Below are 16,543 nucleotides of genomic sequence, written 5' to 3'. Positions count from 1 at the left end.
GCCGGATCCGCTACCCCGAAAGGTTCCATCCCCGCGGGTCGTTACGCCGCCATTTCATCGACCCCCTCGCACGGACCGTCATTGAGAAAGTCGGTGACGGTCTTGAGATATTCCGCGAGGAGCTGCTTGCTCACGACGAAGATGTGGCCGATGTTCTTCTCGAAGGTCCGGTTCAGGCCGCCGCGGGTCATCTGGATGTTTCCTTCGGCGCGCATCCCCCAGAGCTGGCTGGCCACGCAGGAGCCAGGGGGGGCAATGGGATCCCGGGAACCCCGGTAATCGAAGATCCGCACCCCGCCCCTGCGGAGGGCGTCCATGTCCACGGGCTTTCCATCCAGGTCCGGATTCGAGGAGGGCATGCAATAGGTGCCCTTCACCAGTTCGTTCCCCATGAAAAACTGCTCGATCCACTGCCGGTGTGCCCTGGCGGGAAACTTCGTCCCGTGTGTGAGCCAGTAGAGGAAAGGAGCTGAATCCTCGATTGCGTTGGCATAGATGGCGCGGCCGTAGAAACCGGAGAGTACGGTATAATGGACCCCGGGCTGGATCTCGTTCATCCCGAAGTCGATGATCTGGGGAGGGATGTTGACGCTCCCGAACAGCTCGCTCATGAGGTTGGGGTCGTAGTTCTGGCGGATAAAGGACCTCATTTTTTCGTGGCCGCTTTCCGCGTCGTCAAACCGGACCGGTGAAGCCATGAGGGCAATCTTGCAGATGTCCATTTCATCACCCCGGGCCATGCGCTCCTCCGCGCGCCGGGCAAGGTAGGGAAGCATCAGCGTCCCTCCCATGCAGTAGCCCATGATGTCGATCTGGGCCTTCGGGTGCCTCTTGCGGATGATCTCCAGGTAACGGTCGTGAACGGTCTTGTTGAAAAAGGATAGCTCCAGCTTCGTGTCGTCGGGACTGCATTCCCCGTGGTCGACCAGATAGACGGCGTATCCCTCGTGCAGCATGCCCTGTACGACCGATTTGCCGTCGGCGAGATCGAACAGCTCCGGCTTGTTGATCAGGGGGGTTGAGATGTAGAGCACCCGGCCGTTGGGCTTGATCCCCTTCGGCATGAGATAATGCCGAAGACGGACGCTGTGGAGCCGGGATCCCCTTACGATCTCATATTCGGAGCAACCGATATGTCCTTGCGTGGCCCGCTCGGAATACTCCTTCGGATCGAAGGCGTTGGCATTGTACAGGCACTCCAGGCGGAAGCGGTTCTCCGCCAGGTATTCCTCGAAGGTCATGCCGTCGGTGCCATCCGGCTTCTTTCTCATGTAGGGAAGGCCCTCCCCGTCCAGCGGCAGTTCCGTAATGACGACCAGGAGGCATATGAGCATTTCCTTCATTGCTTTGAGCCGGGTCATGCCAAGGGAGTTGTATGCGCATTCCATCTGGCAGAATTCCTGGACGTATTCCTTCAGCATGCGATGCCCCTCAGGCGTCGTGGCGACGGAGGCAGCCTTTTTACGATCGAATTTGCCGTCCTTCATGAAGTAGCCGCAGAGATCGTAGAGCGAGCGGGCATAGTTTTTGTAAATCCATCCGTTCAAGTCCCGGTAGATGTCCGGTTCCTTGCCTGAACGCGCCGTGATGCGTGCGTGGGCCTTGATCGGATCCGTGAAAAAAGGTTTGAGGAAGGTGCTCTGAATGCTGGCGGCGATGGCCAGGGGTCCGAACAGCCCATAGTTCCGGCTGATGCCGTCGAGAAACTGCTGGTACTGAAACAGCATCCGGGTCTGCATCCCTCCCATCATGCTTTTCCAGGGGACGGCCGTTTTCATTTCCATTGCATTGTCGGCGGGTGTGACTCCCATCTGGATCAAGAGAGTGGAGGGACTGATTCGGTTGTCGTCCTTCATGGCTGTCTTCTCCTTTGGGATGATTGGTTGGAAAGAACAATGCATGTAATTTGTCAGATTGATCCGCGGGATGCAAGAAGGGAAATTATGACTCATACCCTGCCGTATTTCCTGAAAAGCGCGGAACTCCCGATCCGCGTATGATATAATGGCCGACATCGACGGACCCTTTCCGCATCGTGAGCGGATGCATCGGCACTGCCGGGAAGGGTCTCCCTGGACCCGGATCGGCCATGATTCAGATTAACAGCTACCTTCATCGTGTTGTTCTTGACGACATCATCCGGCGCTGGATGTATGGAGACGCACGTCCCGATGACGAGGAGAGCATCGTACGGCTGGTCCAGTTCAACAACCTTTTCCTGTGCCGCTGCCTCGGGACCCTCGCTGAAAACGTCTTCGGCGGTTCCCGTGAAGAAGGGACGATCTTCCACCGGATCTCCCGCAAGGGAGGACTGAAGGATGTGCTCATTGAAAATCCGCCCTACAGGAACGACCGGATCGATTTTCTCATTCGTGAGTATCTGCGGCGTCCGGGGCACTACTATCGGGAGACCCCCTTTCACGGGGTCCTTGTCTCACGGAAAAATGGGGAGGGGAGCCATTACGCCGGATCCTACCGGATCAAACGGGCCCGGCGCATCGCCGAAAAGTCGGCCCGGCGCATTGCCGACCGCGTATTTGCAGCAATCCGGAAAGGCGCGGACTCACTTGCGGAGGGGCGGGCGAGACGGATCGGCGTTCCCCGGCACGAACTGATCACCTCGCCGGAAGAGATGAACGAGGAATTCCTCCGGGCCGAAGAGGCGTTTCTCGATGACCTCCGAAACCACCGCCCGCTGGAGGAAACGGAGAACCTCGCCATCAACGATGTCGGAGGGCTGAAAATCGTCTGGGAAAATCCATCCCTGGCTCCCCTGTGCGAGACCCTTTCCCGGGCAGGCTGTACCATCGTGGAACAGGAGGAGCATCGGGGACAGTACAACGCCGTCAACCTGACGGTTCGCTACCGCCCCCTCCGCGAATTGATTCTTTCGCCTCCTGTCCGCGGCCACACCCTGTCCTATTTCCAGGAAAAAGGATGGGACGACGCGTCCGTCAACCATGCATTTGCCGAATTTGTCGAATCCGGTGAGGAGAGCGTCATCCTGGAGATCATCGTATCGACATTCCAGGAAATGCTGGAAAGCGAGATCGGCCGCTGCATGCACGAGGACAGGATCATGGAACAGCGGGCGGCTCAACCCTACAGGGGACATCTGGCCAGGAACATAGGGTATCTTCTTGAATACCTTTTCACGATCCCGGAAGCGCCACCAGGAGCAGCGGTCGACCTGCCGATCCGGATCTGGGACCGCTACCTTCCCGACACATTTTTCGAACTCATGAAGGGCCTGTTTCGGATCCCATCGGCCAACCCCCTTGAATGACAAGAGAACGCGAATACAAGAAGAAAAATTCAAAACGAAGATAAGGAGGCATTCATGTCGCAGGTGAAAAAAGGCAGCCGGGTGAAAATCTTCTATACGGGAAGGCTCAAGGACGGAAAGGTTTTCGAGACCAATGTGGGCGGCACGCCTCTGGAGTTTACCGTTGGAAAGGGAAAGGTTATCAAGGGCTTTGAAACCGGTGTCATGGGCATGAAGACGGGTGAGACCAGAACGGTCACCATCAAGCCGGCAGACGGTTACGGCCCGAAGGATCCTTCCCTGGTATGGACCGTGCCGGCCGCTGAGCTGCCTGCCGGCATCGTTCCGGAGCCCGACAGGGAGGTTTCTTTTACCCGGGCCGACGGCATCGAAGTGGAAGGGCGCATCGTGAAAACGGAAGGGGACCAGGTGACCATCGATGGAAACCACCCTCTCGCCGGCCGCAACCTGACCTTCGAGATCAAGGTCGTCGGCATCGGATAGGTCTCCCGACGGGAAGACGGGACGGCGTACCCGCCGATCCCATGATGGCGGCCGAAAAAACCGGTCTCTCCTATTGCGGTTCCCGCTCTTCCGGGAGCTGCTTTTCCTCCATTTTCCGGACGAGCAGGTCCACGTACTGCCTCCAGCCGGCCCCGAGATTGACCAGCGGGTCCGGCCTCCAGCGGTGCCTGGGCCGGGCTATGATGGAAGCAAGGAAGGCGCATTCCTCATCCGTCAGTTCAGACGGATGCTTCCGGAAATAGTGTCTCGACGCGGGAACGAGACCGTAGATGCCATCGCCCCACTCGATGATGTTCATGTAGATCTCCAGGATGCGGCGCTTGGACAGCTCCTGCTCGAGAGCAACCGTGATGAACAGCTCCTCGAATTTTCTGCCAAGCGTTCTCGCTTTCGGCAGGTAGAGGTTCTTTGCCAGCTGCATGGTGATCGTGCTGGCTCCCCGAACGACCCTGCCGGCCCGGATGTTGTCCGCCAGGGCCTCGATAAACTGCTGGATGCTGAAGCCCCTGTGCCGGAAGAACCCTCCGTCTTCAGCGGACATCGCGGCCTTGATCATCGCCGGGGGGATTTCTCCGTAGGGGACAAAATCGGGATTGTCCGGGCCGACCCAGATGTTCATGGTTTTGCCCTGCTCCGTGCGGAATGTATGCCGGAATGGGGCTCTCAAGGCGGCGATCCGTATTCCCGGTCCAAGCGCCAGCACCCGGAGCCGCTCCGATTCGCCCGTGAAGCGGTAAGACGTCCGGTAAGGCGGCGCCGTGGCAATGGACGTCGTAAAAACGCCATTCAGATATCCTGTCACTTTCAGATCGGACAGATTCGGTCGAAACGAGGCGGGAACAGAGGCAACCGCGCGCTCGAAGGAAAAGTTGCGGAATGTTGCATCCGCTTGAAATCCTCGTCTTTTCCCTCCCGTAGAGGTTGCGGAAAAAAGCAAGCTTTCCCCCCCCAGGTCCATCTCCCCCCGGGCCTCCTCCAGTCCGTCATGCGTCCCGAGCCCTTCCATGTTCACGCGGACCTTCAGGCTCCCGTCCGAGCCCTTGCCGAACAGTCGGCCTGAAACCGCAAAGGCGTACCTTCCAGGAGAAATTTCCCGAACCGTGCTTTTCCCTCCCAGGTAGAGCCGGTCGAAAGGGATGACCGGCGATGTGAAAAGAAGCAACGGCTCCAGGGAGACGGCATCCGCCTCTACATCGACCCGCCGCTCCGGTCCCGTGCCAAGAGCGATTTTCAGTTTCTCCTCTCCACCCCGCAGATTTAACTCGGCGGACCTTTGCGAAGGATCGTAGAGGGCTTCAAGGCGGTCGTACGTCCGGTGGATGGCACCCCGTTGCGTCGCCAGATGGATTTCGAGACCACGGATGGAAAAGAGAACCCGGGACCGTTCGAACTTTTCCTCTCCGTTGGTTGATGCGTCTTTTCGGGAAGGGTAGGGGGGAGGACCGGGGAATAGCCATCCACCTGCAGCGGACCGCTCAATGCTGACCTTTACGGCCTCGGCATCCACGGACCTCAGGCTCCGTGTCCCCAGGGACCGGTTCCTGAACAAATCCGACAGGCGAATGCGAAAGGTCGCCGTTGCCGCCTCCAGCATCGGTTTTCCGAGGAAAGAGACCCGGAGCCCGGTTGCCCGGAGACCGTCCGGAAAGGCATAACCGAGGTCGTCCACCTTTACGTCCAGACCATAACGGAGGCTTGCATACTCCGCCAGGCGCGGCTTCAACTGCTCGATCTCGCGCTGTATCGTCATGTATGTGGCAGCCACGGCAACAAGAGACAGCAACAGGCCGATGGTGATCGCGATCCGGATCCGCTTCATTTTCATCTCGGTGCTTCCATTCCTTTTCGTTTGCACGATCTTTGCCGGCGGGGCGCACGGGGGTAAACAGGGTTTGCTATATGACACAAGATCGGATCGTTTTCCATGATGTCATGCACCCTCGGGGTATGAGCCGACCGGGTCGAATTTCCGTCACTTGATGAAGCAGACGCTCATTTCTGTGTTTCGTTTTTCATCGGCTTCGGTTATAGAATTGAATATTCTTGAAGAATAACCGAGAATACCCGACGGCGGAAAAAAAAGGAGGAGACCGATGTTCCAGATCGCAACGTACGAGAACTATCCCGACGGAACGGTCATTTTTACGGAAGGATCTCACGGGGACTGGATTTATGTCGTTGACGAGGGATGCGTTGAGATATACCGCACCATGAACGAGCGGGAGATTATAATCGCCAGGATGAAGGAAGGCGAGATCTTCGGTGAAGTGGCGTACATCACCAAAGGGGAGCGCACGGCATCCGCCAGGGCAATCGGCGACACCGTCGTGGGGATCATCGACCGGAATTTTTTTGACAGGGAATACAACCAGCTTTCCGACAATTTCAGGATGGTGCTGAAAGCCATGGCGGGCAGACTTCGGGCCGCCACCGACGCCCTCATAAGATACCAGGCCGAAGGCGGATCCGGAGTCGGAGGGAAATAGACCGAATTACGCGGGCACGCTCATCACCTGAGTGACGGTTCTTGACAACTCCCCCATGTTGTAGGGTTTCTGGAGGAAGGCCCTGCAGCCTCGTCGCATGATATCCCCGGCCAGGCCGTTCAGGCTGTAGCCGCTGGCCAGAACGATCCGTACGGACGGATTGATTTCCAGCAGGGCGTCAATGGCCTCGCCACCGCTGATTCCCGGCATGATCATGTCCATCAGAACCAGATCGATGCCTTTCCCCATCCGGCGGTACACCTCGATCGCCTCCCGGCCGTCCCGGGCGGTCAGGACGGTGTATCCAAGGAGCTCGAGCATCTCCCTTGTCGTCTGGAGCACCTGTTCTTCATCCTCGACGAGCAGAATGACCCCCGATCCGGACGTGGCTTCGGTCTTTTCCACCGTCCATTGCGCAGGTGTTTCGCCTTCCGCCAGGGGAAGGTAGATGTTGAACCTCGACCCGTGCCCGGTTTCGCTGTAGACCGTGATATATCCCCGATGGCCCTTGACGATGCCATAGACCGTCGCCAGTCCCAGGCCTGTTCCCCTCCCCATCTGCTTCGTCGTGAAAAAGGGCTCGAATATCCGCTTCTGTGTTCGTTCGTCCATTCCCATACCCGAATCCTGCACGGTAATTCTCACATAGGGACCCGGAGTCACCTCATATGGCCTGATTTCCGCCGCGCCGAGAAGGACGCTTTTCGTTTCCAGGTAAATCCTGCCTCCCGCCGGCATTGCCTGCCAGGCGTTCACAAGCAGGTTCATGAGCATCTGTTCCATCTGGCTGCGGTCGGCGAGGACCGTCAGCGGCTCCTCTCCCAGGTCCATCTCGATCGTGATTTCCTTCTTTGTCCTGGCAAACATCTCCGCCGTCCATGAAAGAACGGCGTTGATGTTCAGGGGCTTCACCTCGTACTTTCCGCCCCGGGCGAATCCCAGAAGCTGTTTCGTCAGATCCGCCCCGCTGAGGATCTGTTCTTCGATGTTTTTCAGGCGCTCGTAATAGGGATGCCCGGTATCCATGTTCATGAGCATCATCGAGACATGTCCCTGGATTCCCATGAGAATATTATTGAAATTGTGCGCCATGCCGCCGGCCAGGGTGCCGACGGCTTCCAGCTTTTGTGCCTGGGTCAGCTGCGCCTCCAGACGCTTGCGCTCCGTCAGGTCGATAATGATCCCGCGCAGGCCGGCGACCCTGCCGTCCCGATGGATGGGGGTGGAATAGATGATCACGGGGAACTCCTCGCCGTTCTTGCGGATCGCCGTATATTCCGTCCCCGATTTCAACTCGTTTCTCATCACCCTGGTAATGTTCCGGACCGCCAATTCCCGGCTCCCCGGGGCGATGGTGTCGATTGCGTCGATCCCGCCTTTGAAATCGTCCCTCGTATAGCCGAAGAGGTTGAGAGCAAACTGGTTCGCATAGGTAAAGCGGCCCTGCTCATCAAACTCGAAGACGGCCTGGGGAAGCAGCTCCGCCAGGTCGCGGAAGCGCCTCTCACTCTCCCGGACCGCCTCTTCGGCCCTTTTTCTCTCCGTGATGTCGCGTGTGATGCTCAGGATATGGGCAACGCCGTCGATGTCGATGATGGAGGCGGACATCAGCGCGATATCGATGGAACCGTTTTTCTTCCGGAAAGGGGCCTCCAGGTTGCGGACCTCGCCGTGTTCGATCATGGTCCCGACCATCCGATCCCGGTCTTCCGGATGGAGCCAGAGATCGATTTCCGACGGGGTCCTGCCGATCACGTCTTCCGCCGTGTATCCGGTTGCCTTTGTGAATCCGTCGTTGATCGACACGAACATGCCGTCGGACAGGCGGTTGATGTTGATTGCATCGGGACTTGTGTGAAACGCCTTCCGGAATGTCTCTTCGCTTTTCTTCAGGGCCGCTTCCGCTCTTTTCAGCTCCGTGACATCCCGGATGATGCCCTCCGTCCCAAGCGTGTTTCCCTCGTCGTTCCGGTAAAAATGGACACTCAGGGATGCCATGAACACGCTGCCGTCCCTTCTCTTCATGAGACCGACATAATCCTCCACGCTTCCGTGCTTCGCAACCTCCGCGAGAAGCCTGGGTCTTTCACCGGGGTCCTCCCAGAGGCTCTGCACATCCGTGCCGAGAATGTCTTCCACCCGCTCGTATCCGAACATCGCCGCTCCGGACGGACTCGTCAAGACCAGCCGGCCCTCCCGATTGGTCCGATAGTAAACCTCCTGGATATTCTCGATGACGCTGCGGTACATCGCCTCGCTCTTCTTCAGTGATTCTTCGGCCCGCTTCCTTTCGGTGATATCCAGGCCGAAGCCGCAGATGTACTCTTCGTTTCCAACCTTCAGGTAAGACGATTTGAATTCCTTGGGGATTCCGCGTCCATCCCGGGCAATATGTACTGTTTCAAAGGGCGGGAGATCGCCTGCTTTCAGCTCGTCGAAGTGACGGGAAAACATTGGACCGTACCGTGGATCGAAATCCCGGACGTTCATCGACAGCAGTTCATCGACTGTATAGCCCAGACTCGTTGCAGCCGCCCGGTTTACAAAGGCGATATTGCCATCGCGACGAACCAGGTAGATCTCGCTTCCCGCGTTTTCCACCATGAAGCGATACCGCTGGACCTCCTCCTCGACAGGTTGTCGGTCGGCGGTCACCGCTTTATCCTGAAGAGTGTCCTCAAGACGGGCGACTTTTTCCTTCCGGGCATCCAGTTCATGGACAAACGGCTCCCTGGCCTTCTTATTCCCGCTCATCCGATCCATCCTTCGGGTGTTATCAACCGCAACCTGCGGGCCGCAGAGAATACCGAAATTCATTAAATCGGCACGATATCATTTCACAACATGAGGTCTGAAATCCAGAGATTCCATTAAATCGCTATTCACACAGGGACGCGGAAACGATGGAACGGGTGGAACGGGTTCGGGAGTGCAATTTCCCTCCGGCATCGCTCATCCCTCTTCGTTGAAGAACACGGTCTGATTCTCGGCAATAATGGCAACCGGATCCTCCGTCAGAGCGGGTGAACCATCCGACGATGCCATGGGAGCCAATGGTATTGGATCATATGCTTCCTCTTCAGCGCTTTCGGCGATGGCCTGAATTTCTTCCACTGGTTCGTTCCCCGTGCCTGGTGACACGATCGGGTAGACATCCTCATCGACAGGCAATAAGGGCACGGTAAGTCCCTGGCGTTCCATGTTCTCCCGGATCCGTTCAGCAGCGTTCTGCAATCCCCTGACTTCCGGTCTCAAGGCGCTGCGGGCGGCAAGTTTTTCCAGGACCGCCATAAGGCCCGTTCCCTCTGCTTTCGCCCTGAAGGATGATGGATCGGATCCCGACGATTCGGTCGCACCCGTCACTTCTCCGCTTCCCGATCCTTCCTCCACATGCGTGAAGACATCGGCAAAATCTTCCCCTGCGGCCGCCCTGGTTGCCATACCTCCTCCGTGTGTTTTTTCCGGTCGGGCAGTAATACCGGTTCTTGTCGATGCTGAATGCATCGGCTCTCTTGAATGTGCGATACGACTTACGGATTCCATGGTTCCCTCCTCGTGCATGATCATGAGATTAAAGCAATGATCGCGCCATCACCAATGAACCTCTGCTTTTCAGTTTAGCGTAATGATTTTACATGTTGAAACCGTTCCCTTCCATTGGGATGAAACGATGCCTGGACCACCAATGCCGCCCTGGAAAGATCCGGCCTTCGCCTCTATGCAGCAATGTCGAGGATATCCGGAGATTGATGAGGATCCACCTTGACTATGAGACGTCGTTCATTTATAAAGCTTGAAATTTGCAGGGGAAGTAACCTCGAAAGGCGCTCGGCAACCGGATGTGCCGTAAGCATTTGAATCCATCCGGTATTGTCTGGCGGCAGCGAACGATGGAAAAGTGGAATCCCATGAGAACACCACTTGATAAAAGAGGAGGTCGGTCATGAAAAAAGCCGGTTCGAAAAAGTCGGCCAAGGTCACCGAGAGTCTGGTTTCCATCAGGACGGTTGACGGATCCTTGCTGCGGGGAAGAATCAATCTGGGTGATGAAAAGAGGGTCTCCGACATCTTTGCCAAGTCTAAGAATCCTTTCATTGTCCTTTACGATGTAACAACCCAGAGTGCCGAGAGCAAGGTCATGATCGTCAACAAGGACCACATCGTATGGGCCGAACCGGAAGAGGACGCGGCCTGCTGATTCCGGAGACGGAACGATGTCATTCGAAAAGGCTCCCGGTTCATGGAAAGGACCGGGGGAGGAGAGGGAACGGAATGCCTGACGGGGATGTCTACCGGGAACTGTCGAAGAAAGTCGGCGCGGGGGAATCCGATATTGTCCCCCTCATCTGGAAGGTTGTCTGCTCCGAGGACGAGGCTCGCCTGGTCAATGCCCTGCCGGCATCGGTGGAAGATCTGTCGGAGCGGTTCGAAAAACCCCGGCCGGAGATGGATACCATCCTCCAGTCTCTCTTCCGGAAGGGTCTCGTCTTCGAGTCCTTCAAAGACGGCCGGCCAATCTATCGGATGCCGCGGCACATCATCCAGTTTCACGATGCATCGAGCCTCTGGCCGGAAGCTCCCGGCGAGTTGCTCGATCTCTGGCGCCGCTATACGGAGGAAGAGTACCCGCAGGTGCCGGCCCTGCTGAAGGCAATCCAGGCCCCCCCGTTCTTCCGGGTGATCCCCATCCATGAAAAGATCGAGCCCGAAAGCCATGTCCTGGCCTACGAGGATGCCAGCCGGATCGTCGAAAGCGCGGACCTGCTCGCCGTGACGAAGTGCCCGTGCCGGATGATCATGCGCAAGTGCGACAAACCGCTGGAGGTATGTCTCCAGATGAACCGGGGGGCTGAATACGCCATCAAGCGCGGCACGGGCCGGCGGATCGACGTCGAGGAAGCAAAGGCGATTCTCCGCAGCGCCGAGGAAGCAGGGCTGGTTCACCTGACCGAAAACAAGGCCGGGATTGGAACGGTGATCTGCAATTGCTGCCAATGCTGTTGTGTCGGCCTCCCCTACGCCCGGAAAGAGGAGACGAACAGTCTGCTCGTTCCCAGCCGGTACCGGGCCGTTGTCGAGGCGTCGTCGTGTACGGGGTGTGGAATCTGCGTGGATGAATGCCCCATGGATGCCATCTACCTGGATTCACAAGACCTGGCTGCCATCCATGATGACATTTGTATTGGTTGCGGCGTCTGCAGCCATTTCTGCCCGACGGGAGCGATCGGCATGACAGTCGCACGGGATCGGGACTTCATCCCTTCGTAGCTTCCGGATGGAAAAAATCCTCGTCCAGATCTACGAAGTTCAGGAGCCCCGGGAGGCGGGACCGCTCATTGAGCTGGGCGTCGACCACATCGGCGGTGTGATCCTCTTCCGTGAAGAGTGGAAACAGCCCCTTCTCAGGGAGTCCATCGAACTGATCAATCACTCCCCATCGAAAAGCACCCTGATTCCACTGCTTACAGAAACGGATGAGATTCTCCGGGCTCTGGAATATTACAGGCCCGGCCTGGTTCATTTCTGCGACGATATTCCTCTCCAGGACCATGATGGCATAGAGAAATCGTGCGAGCGGATGGACCGGTTGCACGAACGGGTGCGCCGAGAGTTTCCGGATGTCAGCATCATTCGCTCCGTCCCCGTTCCGGAGGCGGACCTGCCGGACGCCCAGACCGCAGAACGGGCGGTTCTTCGAGTCGCATCCCTGCTCGTCGATACTTGTGATTTCTTTATGACCGATACGCGGTTGGGATGGACGGCCGGCGCCTCTTCCGGTCAGCAGCCCGTGGAGGGATTCGTTGGGATCACCGGGAAGATTTGCCACTGGGGGATTGCCTCCGCCCTGTGCCGCAGGGTTCGCATCCCGGTGATCCTGGCCGGCGGCATCTCGCCCGACAATGTCCGGGAGGCCGTTCGGACCGTCCGTCCCGCCGGCGTGGACAGTTGCACGCTTACCAACATGACGGACTACAATGGCCGGCCGATCCGTTTCCGGAAGGATCCGGCCAGGGTGCGCAGTCTCCTCGATGAGGTCCGGCTCCTGGAAACCGCCTCTGATGATTAAGGGATCCGCCTGCCGAATATACAGTGCGTTTCTTTCCGTTGGATGAAATGGATTTGACCGATCCCGCGGTGGATCATCCGGATGGTCTCTTTCCCTTCAAACAGCCCCAATCCACTTGCAAACCATTCCTGTGTCGGATAATGTACATTCCCTTTCTATAATTCGGTCGGGATTCCAACTGCGGAGGCATCGGTTGAAAGGCCTTTGAGCAAGGGAAACGATGACGCCTGATTCAGGATTGTGAAGCACAGGGCGGGGTGAAGCCAGAGCGGAATTTTCAGTTGGATCTGTATGAAGTCACAAGGCAGCCATTTGCATGAAGAACATGGTCGATCCGCAAGGAAGAGAACGGGGATCATCGTTGCCTCTCTTGTCCTGATCGCGACCTTTTGCTTGTATATAACGTTCGTTCATCACGGTCCCGGCCGTCTCGAAGCGGCATCACCGAACAGGGCTTTCTGCGACCGAATGGTCTGGCAGGTGGTCGACAACAAGGGTGAGAAGGTTGCCGTCTGGAAGCAGCGCGGGTATGACGTCTTCTTCTTCCAGACCGGCATGACCATCGACGCGGACGGGTCACCCCATGCATACCATCCCAAAAACATCGGCATAGACGATAATGCACACGGAAAGGACGAGCAGGGAAACTGGGTCGGAATCGTCCTGGCGAACAGGAAACCGTACATCCAGAATTCCACGGATCCCGCCCCCGGGTACTACGTCTCCACAACGAGCCTTTACGACAGGACGAAGAGGCGGACAGACCCGCACAGATACGTTGACTCTGAAAAAATCCCCTATCTTGCGTTGCCGAAACAGGTCATGCACCCCGATGGCAAATGCCGGCGTGACGCCAGGGCCTGTCTGGGGGATATCGCAATCGTAAGAAATACCGAGAACGGCCTGTATTCCTTCGCCATCCTTGCGGATCAGGCGCCCAAGACCGGCATCGGAGAGGGATCGATCGCCCTCGCCACGGCACTCGGCGTGGATCCGGATGCGCGAATCGGCGGGACCAAGAGCGGGATCCAGTACCTGATCTTCCCTGGAACCGGCGATGAGCAGCCGAAGACCTTAAACGAGATCAACGCCATGGGAATGGATCTTCTGAAGCGGTGGGGGGGCATGGAGAAACTCGGAGCCTGCTTCGCCGGCGCTCGCTGAGAACCTCCCGCACCTCTCGGACTCCCACCCTCCCGATTCAGAGAGTCATTTCTTCATCTCGGTCAGCATCTGCCGGAAGCTTCTCTGAAGGCTATAGTAGGCCGGTTTCATGTAAGGCTTGACCTGCATTTCATTCCACTCCGCCCAGGCATATGCCGGCAATGCATGATTGATCCTGTTGTTGACCGAGTGCGGGAGACTCTCCTGGAAACGCGGTCCGGACTCGCCGACGGTGAAGTGCATGGCCGCAATCCCGATGGCGCCGCCCTTGGTGAAGACCGGCTCCGCCTGCCCGTCCGTTCCCCCATAGAAGAGGTGGGTGGACGGATCGGCCACATAGAGCAGCCCCCAGGGAATCCTGACCTCGATCATCGAGCCTGTTTTATCGACGTTCCAGGCGGCCAGGGTTGACGATCCGGGCAAGGCGGGATCGGCCGTGCCGGCGGGCAATTCACTCCTGTTGACGAAGATGGGCGGGAAGATGCTCCCGTCCCTCCCCCAGCGGGGAGGATTGGCCTGTATCATCATCTCTTCGAAAGAAGACCTCTCCAGGACGCCGAGTTTGACGTCTTTTTTGCGCAGAATAAGGCGTCCACCCGGCACGCCGGTATCGACAATCCACTGGTTGGGATTGAAACCATGGGCAATGAGCAGGGTGGCCATATCCGGACGGTCGAACTTCAGGAGAAACGTCGCGCCGTCCGTAATGCGCGGGGCCGGTCTGGGAAGTTCCCGGCTTCCGGCGCGGCCAGGAAGGGTGCTCAGGGCCACCCAGAAGGCTTCCTTTTTCCAGTCGATCACCGACCGGCTCTTATCCAAATCGATACGGAGATAGACGTAAGCGTAGTCGGACATGGCACGGACCGCTCGAATCCGTCCGGCTTTTGGAGATGAGTCGGCCGAAATGGTCGTTGCCTTTTCCCAGTCGCTGTCATTCCCGCGCAGGAGGGGTACCGTGGCGTTCGGCCTGTACCCGACGATGCCGAAGTTTTCTTCCGGATTGAGCATGTTCTGCCAGAATGTGCGGCGCTCGGGGGGTTGATCGAAGGGCCGGGTAAAATTGTCGGCCACGGATTTCCACCACTCGTCCAGCCACGCGAAGATGAGACCGCCGGCACAGCCGGAATCTTTGATATTTCTGGTCATGCGATCCAGGAGCTCGGCTTGGCCTTTTTCGCTGAACCCGCCGTTGTGCCATCCGTCTGGATGTACATGGGCGATTCCCCAACTGGTCGGGACCCCGTACTCGGCGACGAGGAGGGGCATGCCGCGGTGGTGCTTTTTCAGGTCGAGGAGATACCCGTAATACCGGTTCGAACCGAGATCATCGCGCGTTTTGGGGTATTCCCTGTCATACATGAGAAAGTCCGGCCAGTATGTGTAGACATGAAAAGCCGCAAACAATCCGGCGGGATAGGTGGATGTAGCGTTCAGTTTCATGACGTCGAGTGAAACGGCGTCACTGTCATTCATGTCTTTGGTCGTCGCGGCGACGGGGATCCCGCGCATCGCCATTTCTTCCGCATAGTTTGCCTCGGTGACATGGCTCATGGGATCCAATGGCGGCCAGTTCACGATGGTCATCGGCCTCTGTGCGTTGTACCTCTCCATTTCATAGGAAGCGACATAATCAATTGTCTCTGCAAACCACACCTCGCTCGGGTTCCCGTTTTTCACCTCGATATAGCGGCCTTTATAGGATGTCTTGTTCGGGTGCAGCCGGTTGGTTCCCAGGACGATGGAGGTTTCCACTTCCCGTCCCGGTCCGATGGCGAAAACGTAAGGGGAGACGTCCGCCGTGTAGATCCCGGCGGCATGCCCTGGACGGTAAGGAATCACGGCATTCCCGTGGAGAAGGTCGACCACGCGTCGTGCTTCTTCCCTGAATTCGTCCCGCCATCTGCTGTCGTAAAGATCAACCGTGTCCTCCCGTTCGGTGAGCCAGACCTCCTGCAGGAGCCACAGCGGTCGGGACGCCTTTTCGTTGTGTCTTTTCAGTGCCGTGTAAAATGCCGGGGGTAGAATCGTATAGGCCCGGATCATGTTCGATTCCATGGCGGCAATCTGATCAAACCAGACCTCGTATGCCTCCACATCCCTGGGGGCCGTCGAGGGGTACTCGCCGGGAGCGGCCGGACCGATGTTCATGCCGACAAGGTAGGTTCGCTTCCAATCCTTTCCGTCAAAGTATTCAAAGTAATCCCCTTTTGCACGATAGAGAAACTGTGTTTTCGCCGGTCTGCCCCTTGTAAGCGGGGACGATTTCTGCCACCACTGGACGTCCCCCGGCCGGATGCCATAGATTCTCGAAAGCTGAAGCCTGGCCATCTCGGTGCCGATTCCTCTCTCCATCATGAGGCGATAGACGTCCGCAGCTTCCGGAACGTTCCCCAGCCGGTAATGGCAGTCCGCCAGGGCCGACAGAACCGTTTCGTTCATTTTCCCGTCGAAAGCGATCTTCTTCAGCAGAATCCGGGCCGCCCCCCATTCGCCTTTCCGGTAGGTATCGAGGGCGATTCGAATCGGATCTTCCGGCGGCCTTTCCTCCGTCAGGTCGAGACGGCGCAGTACAGCCTGGGCCAGTTCATTGGTTTTGTCTTTTTTCAGAACGGTTTCCGCGGCCTGCTTCGCCCCCGTCCTGTCCCCGGTCTGCTCCAGCGCCATGGCGAGTCCGGCCATGCAATCCATGTTCATCCTGCCCTGTTCAAGACCCTTTTTGAAAGAGACCATTGCATCCACGGGAAGGCCCCGACGAAGATTCACATACCCGAGACCACAGTGGGCATCCGATTGCTTTTCCCGGAGTCCGATGCTGCGGCGAAAAGCCTTTTCCGCACCGTCGGGATCGTTCAGACGAAGGTAGGCCCAACCCTGGATGGACGAAAGCCCTGCATCTTTCATTGCTTTCGGCGTCGACAGGAGGGTCACCGCCTGCTCCGGCTTTCCTTGTTTCATCAGGTTCAACGCCCGGTCCGCCGGGCTTTCCGCGGAATGAGCCGTAGGTGGGGCTGGAAGAAGCAGGAAGGTTGAAATCAC

At 57.7% G+C, this 16,543-nt stretch carries 12 protein-coding genes; 7 read left to right on the top strand and 5 right to left on the bottom strand.

Translation table 11 applies throughout. The features are described from left to right. Positions 1-41: 41 nt before the first annotated feature. Positions 42-1,856, bottom strand: a complete 1,815-nt coding sequence (locus PLO63_07855; GenBank protein HOI74044.1) for a hypothetical protein — start codon at positions 1,854-1,856, stop codon at positions 42-44. Positions 1,857-2,089: 233 nt separating this feature from the next. Between PLO63_07855 and PLO63_07850 the strand changes: the two genes are divergently transcribed. Then, the gene (locus tag PLO63_07850) at positions 2,090-3,286 is read left to right on the top strand and encodes a hypothetical protein (GenBank protein HOI74043.1); all 1,197 of its coding nucleotides are present in this window, start codon (positions 2,090-2,092) and stop codon (positions 3,284-3,286) included. Positions 3,287-3,340: 54 nt separating this feature from the next. Continuing rightward, on the top strand, positions 3,341-3,769 hold the full coding sequence (locus tag PLO63_07845) for a peptidylprolyl isomerase (protein ID HOI74042.1): 429 nt from the start codon (positions 3,341-3,343) through the stop codon (positions 3,767-3,769). Positions 3,770-3,839: 70 nt separating this feature from the next. Here PLO63_07845 and PLO63_07840 read toward each other — a convergent pair whose 3' ends face one another. Beyond that, on the bottom strand, positions 3,840-5,615 hold the full coding sequence (locus tag PLO63_07840) for a transglycosylase domain-containing protein (protein HOI74041.1): 1,776 nt from the start codon (positions 5,613-5,615) through the stop codon (positions 3,840-3,842). A 268-nt stretch (positions 5,616-5,883) separates the two neighbouring features. On the opposite strand from PLO63_07840, the gene PLO63_07835 reads away from it, so the two are divergent. After that, positions 5,884-6,276, top strand: a complete 393-nt coding sequence (locus PLO63_07835) for a cyclic nucleotide-binding domain-containing protein (GenBank protein ID HOI74040.1) — start codon at positions 5,884-5,886, stop codon at positions 6,274-6,276. 6 nt (positions 6,277-6,282) lie between these two features. Here PLO63_07835 and PLO63_07830 read toward each other — a convergent pair whose 3' ends face one another. After that, positions 6,283-9,030, bottom strand: a complete 2,748-nt coding sequence (locus PLO63_07830; protein HOI74039.1) for a PAS domain S-box protein — start codon at positions 9,028-9,030, stop codon at positions 6,283-6,285. A gap of 198 nt (positions 9,031-9,228) precedes the next feature. Next, positions 9,229-9,819 (bottom strand): hypothetical protein, encoded by a 591-nt coding sequence (locus PLO63_07825; protein HOI74038.1) that lies wholly within the window; start codon positions 9,817-9,819, stop codon positions 9,229-9,231. Positions 9,820-10,219: 400 nt separating this feature from the next. Here PLO63_07825 and PLO63_07820 point away from each other — a divergent pair, with 400 nt between their 5' ends. From PLO63_07820 to PLO63_07805, 4 genes are all read left to right on the top strand, one after another. Continuing rightward, complete coding sequence (locus PLO63_07820) at positions 10,220-10,474, top strand: hypothetical protein (protein HOI74037.1); 255 nt, start codon at positions 10,220-10,222, stop codon at positions 10,472-10,474. A gap of 74 nt (positions 10,475-10,548) precedes the next feature. After that, on the top strand, positions 10,549-11,544 hold the full coding sequence (locus tag PLO63_07815) for a 4Fe-4S binding protein (GenBank protein HOI74036.1): 996 nt from the start codon (positions 10,549-10,551) through the stop codon (positions 11,542-11,544). 466 nt (positions 11,545-12,010) lie between these two features. Next, on the top strand, positions 12,011-12,343 hold the full coding sequence (locus PLO63_07810; GenBank protein HOI74035.1) for a hypothetical protein: 333 nt from the start codon (positions 12,011-12,013) through the stop codon (positions 12,341-12,343). A gap of 468 nt (positions 12,344-12,811) precedes the next feature. Continuing rightward, entirely contained in the window at positions 12,812-13,507 is a 696-nt protein-coding gene (locus tag PLO63_07805) for a glycoside hydrolase family 75 protein (protein HOI74034.1), read from the top strand. A 45-nt stretch (positions 13,508-13,552) separates the two neighbouring features. On the opposite strand, the gene PLO63_07800 is transcribed toward PLO63_07805, so the two are convergent. Next, the gene (locus PLO63_07800) at positions 13,553-16,462 is read right to left on the bottom strand and encodes a tetratricopeptide repeat protein (protein ID HOI74033.1); all 2,910 of its coding nucleotides are present in this window, start codon (positions 16,460-16,462) and stop codon (positions 13,553-13,555) included. Positions 16,463-16,543: the final 81 nt, after the last annotated feature.

The sequence above is a fragment of the Syntrophales bacterium genome (genome assembly GCA_035363115.1).
Taxonomy (GTDB): Bacteria; Desulfobacterota; Syntrophia; order Syntrophales; family PHBD01; genus PHBD01.
Note: the sequence above shows the minus strand (reverse complement) of the source record. Positions and strands in the feature narration are given on the sequence as shown.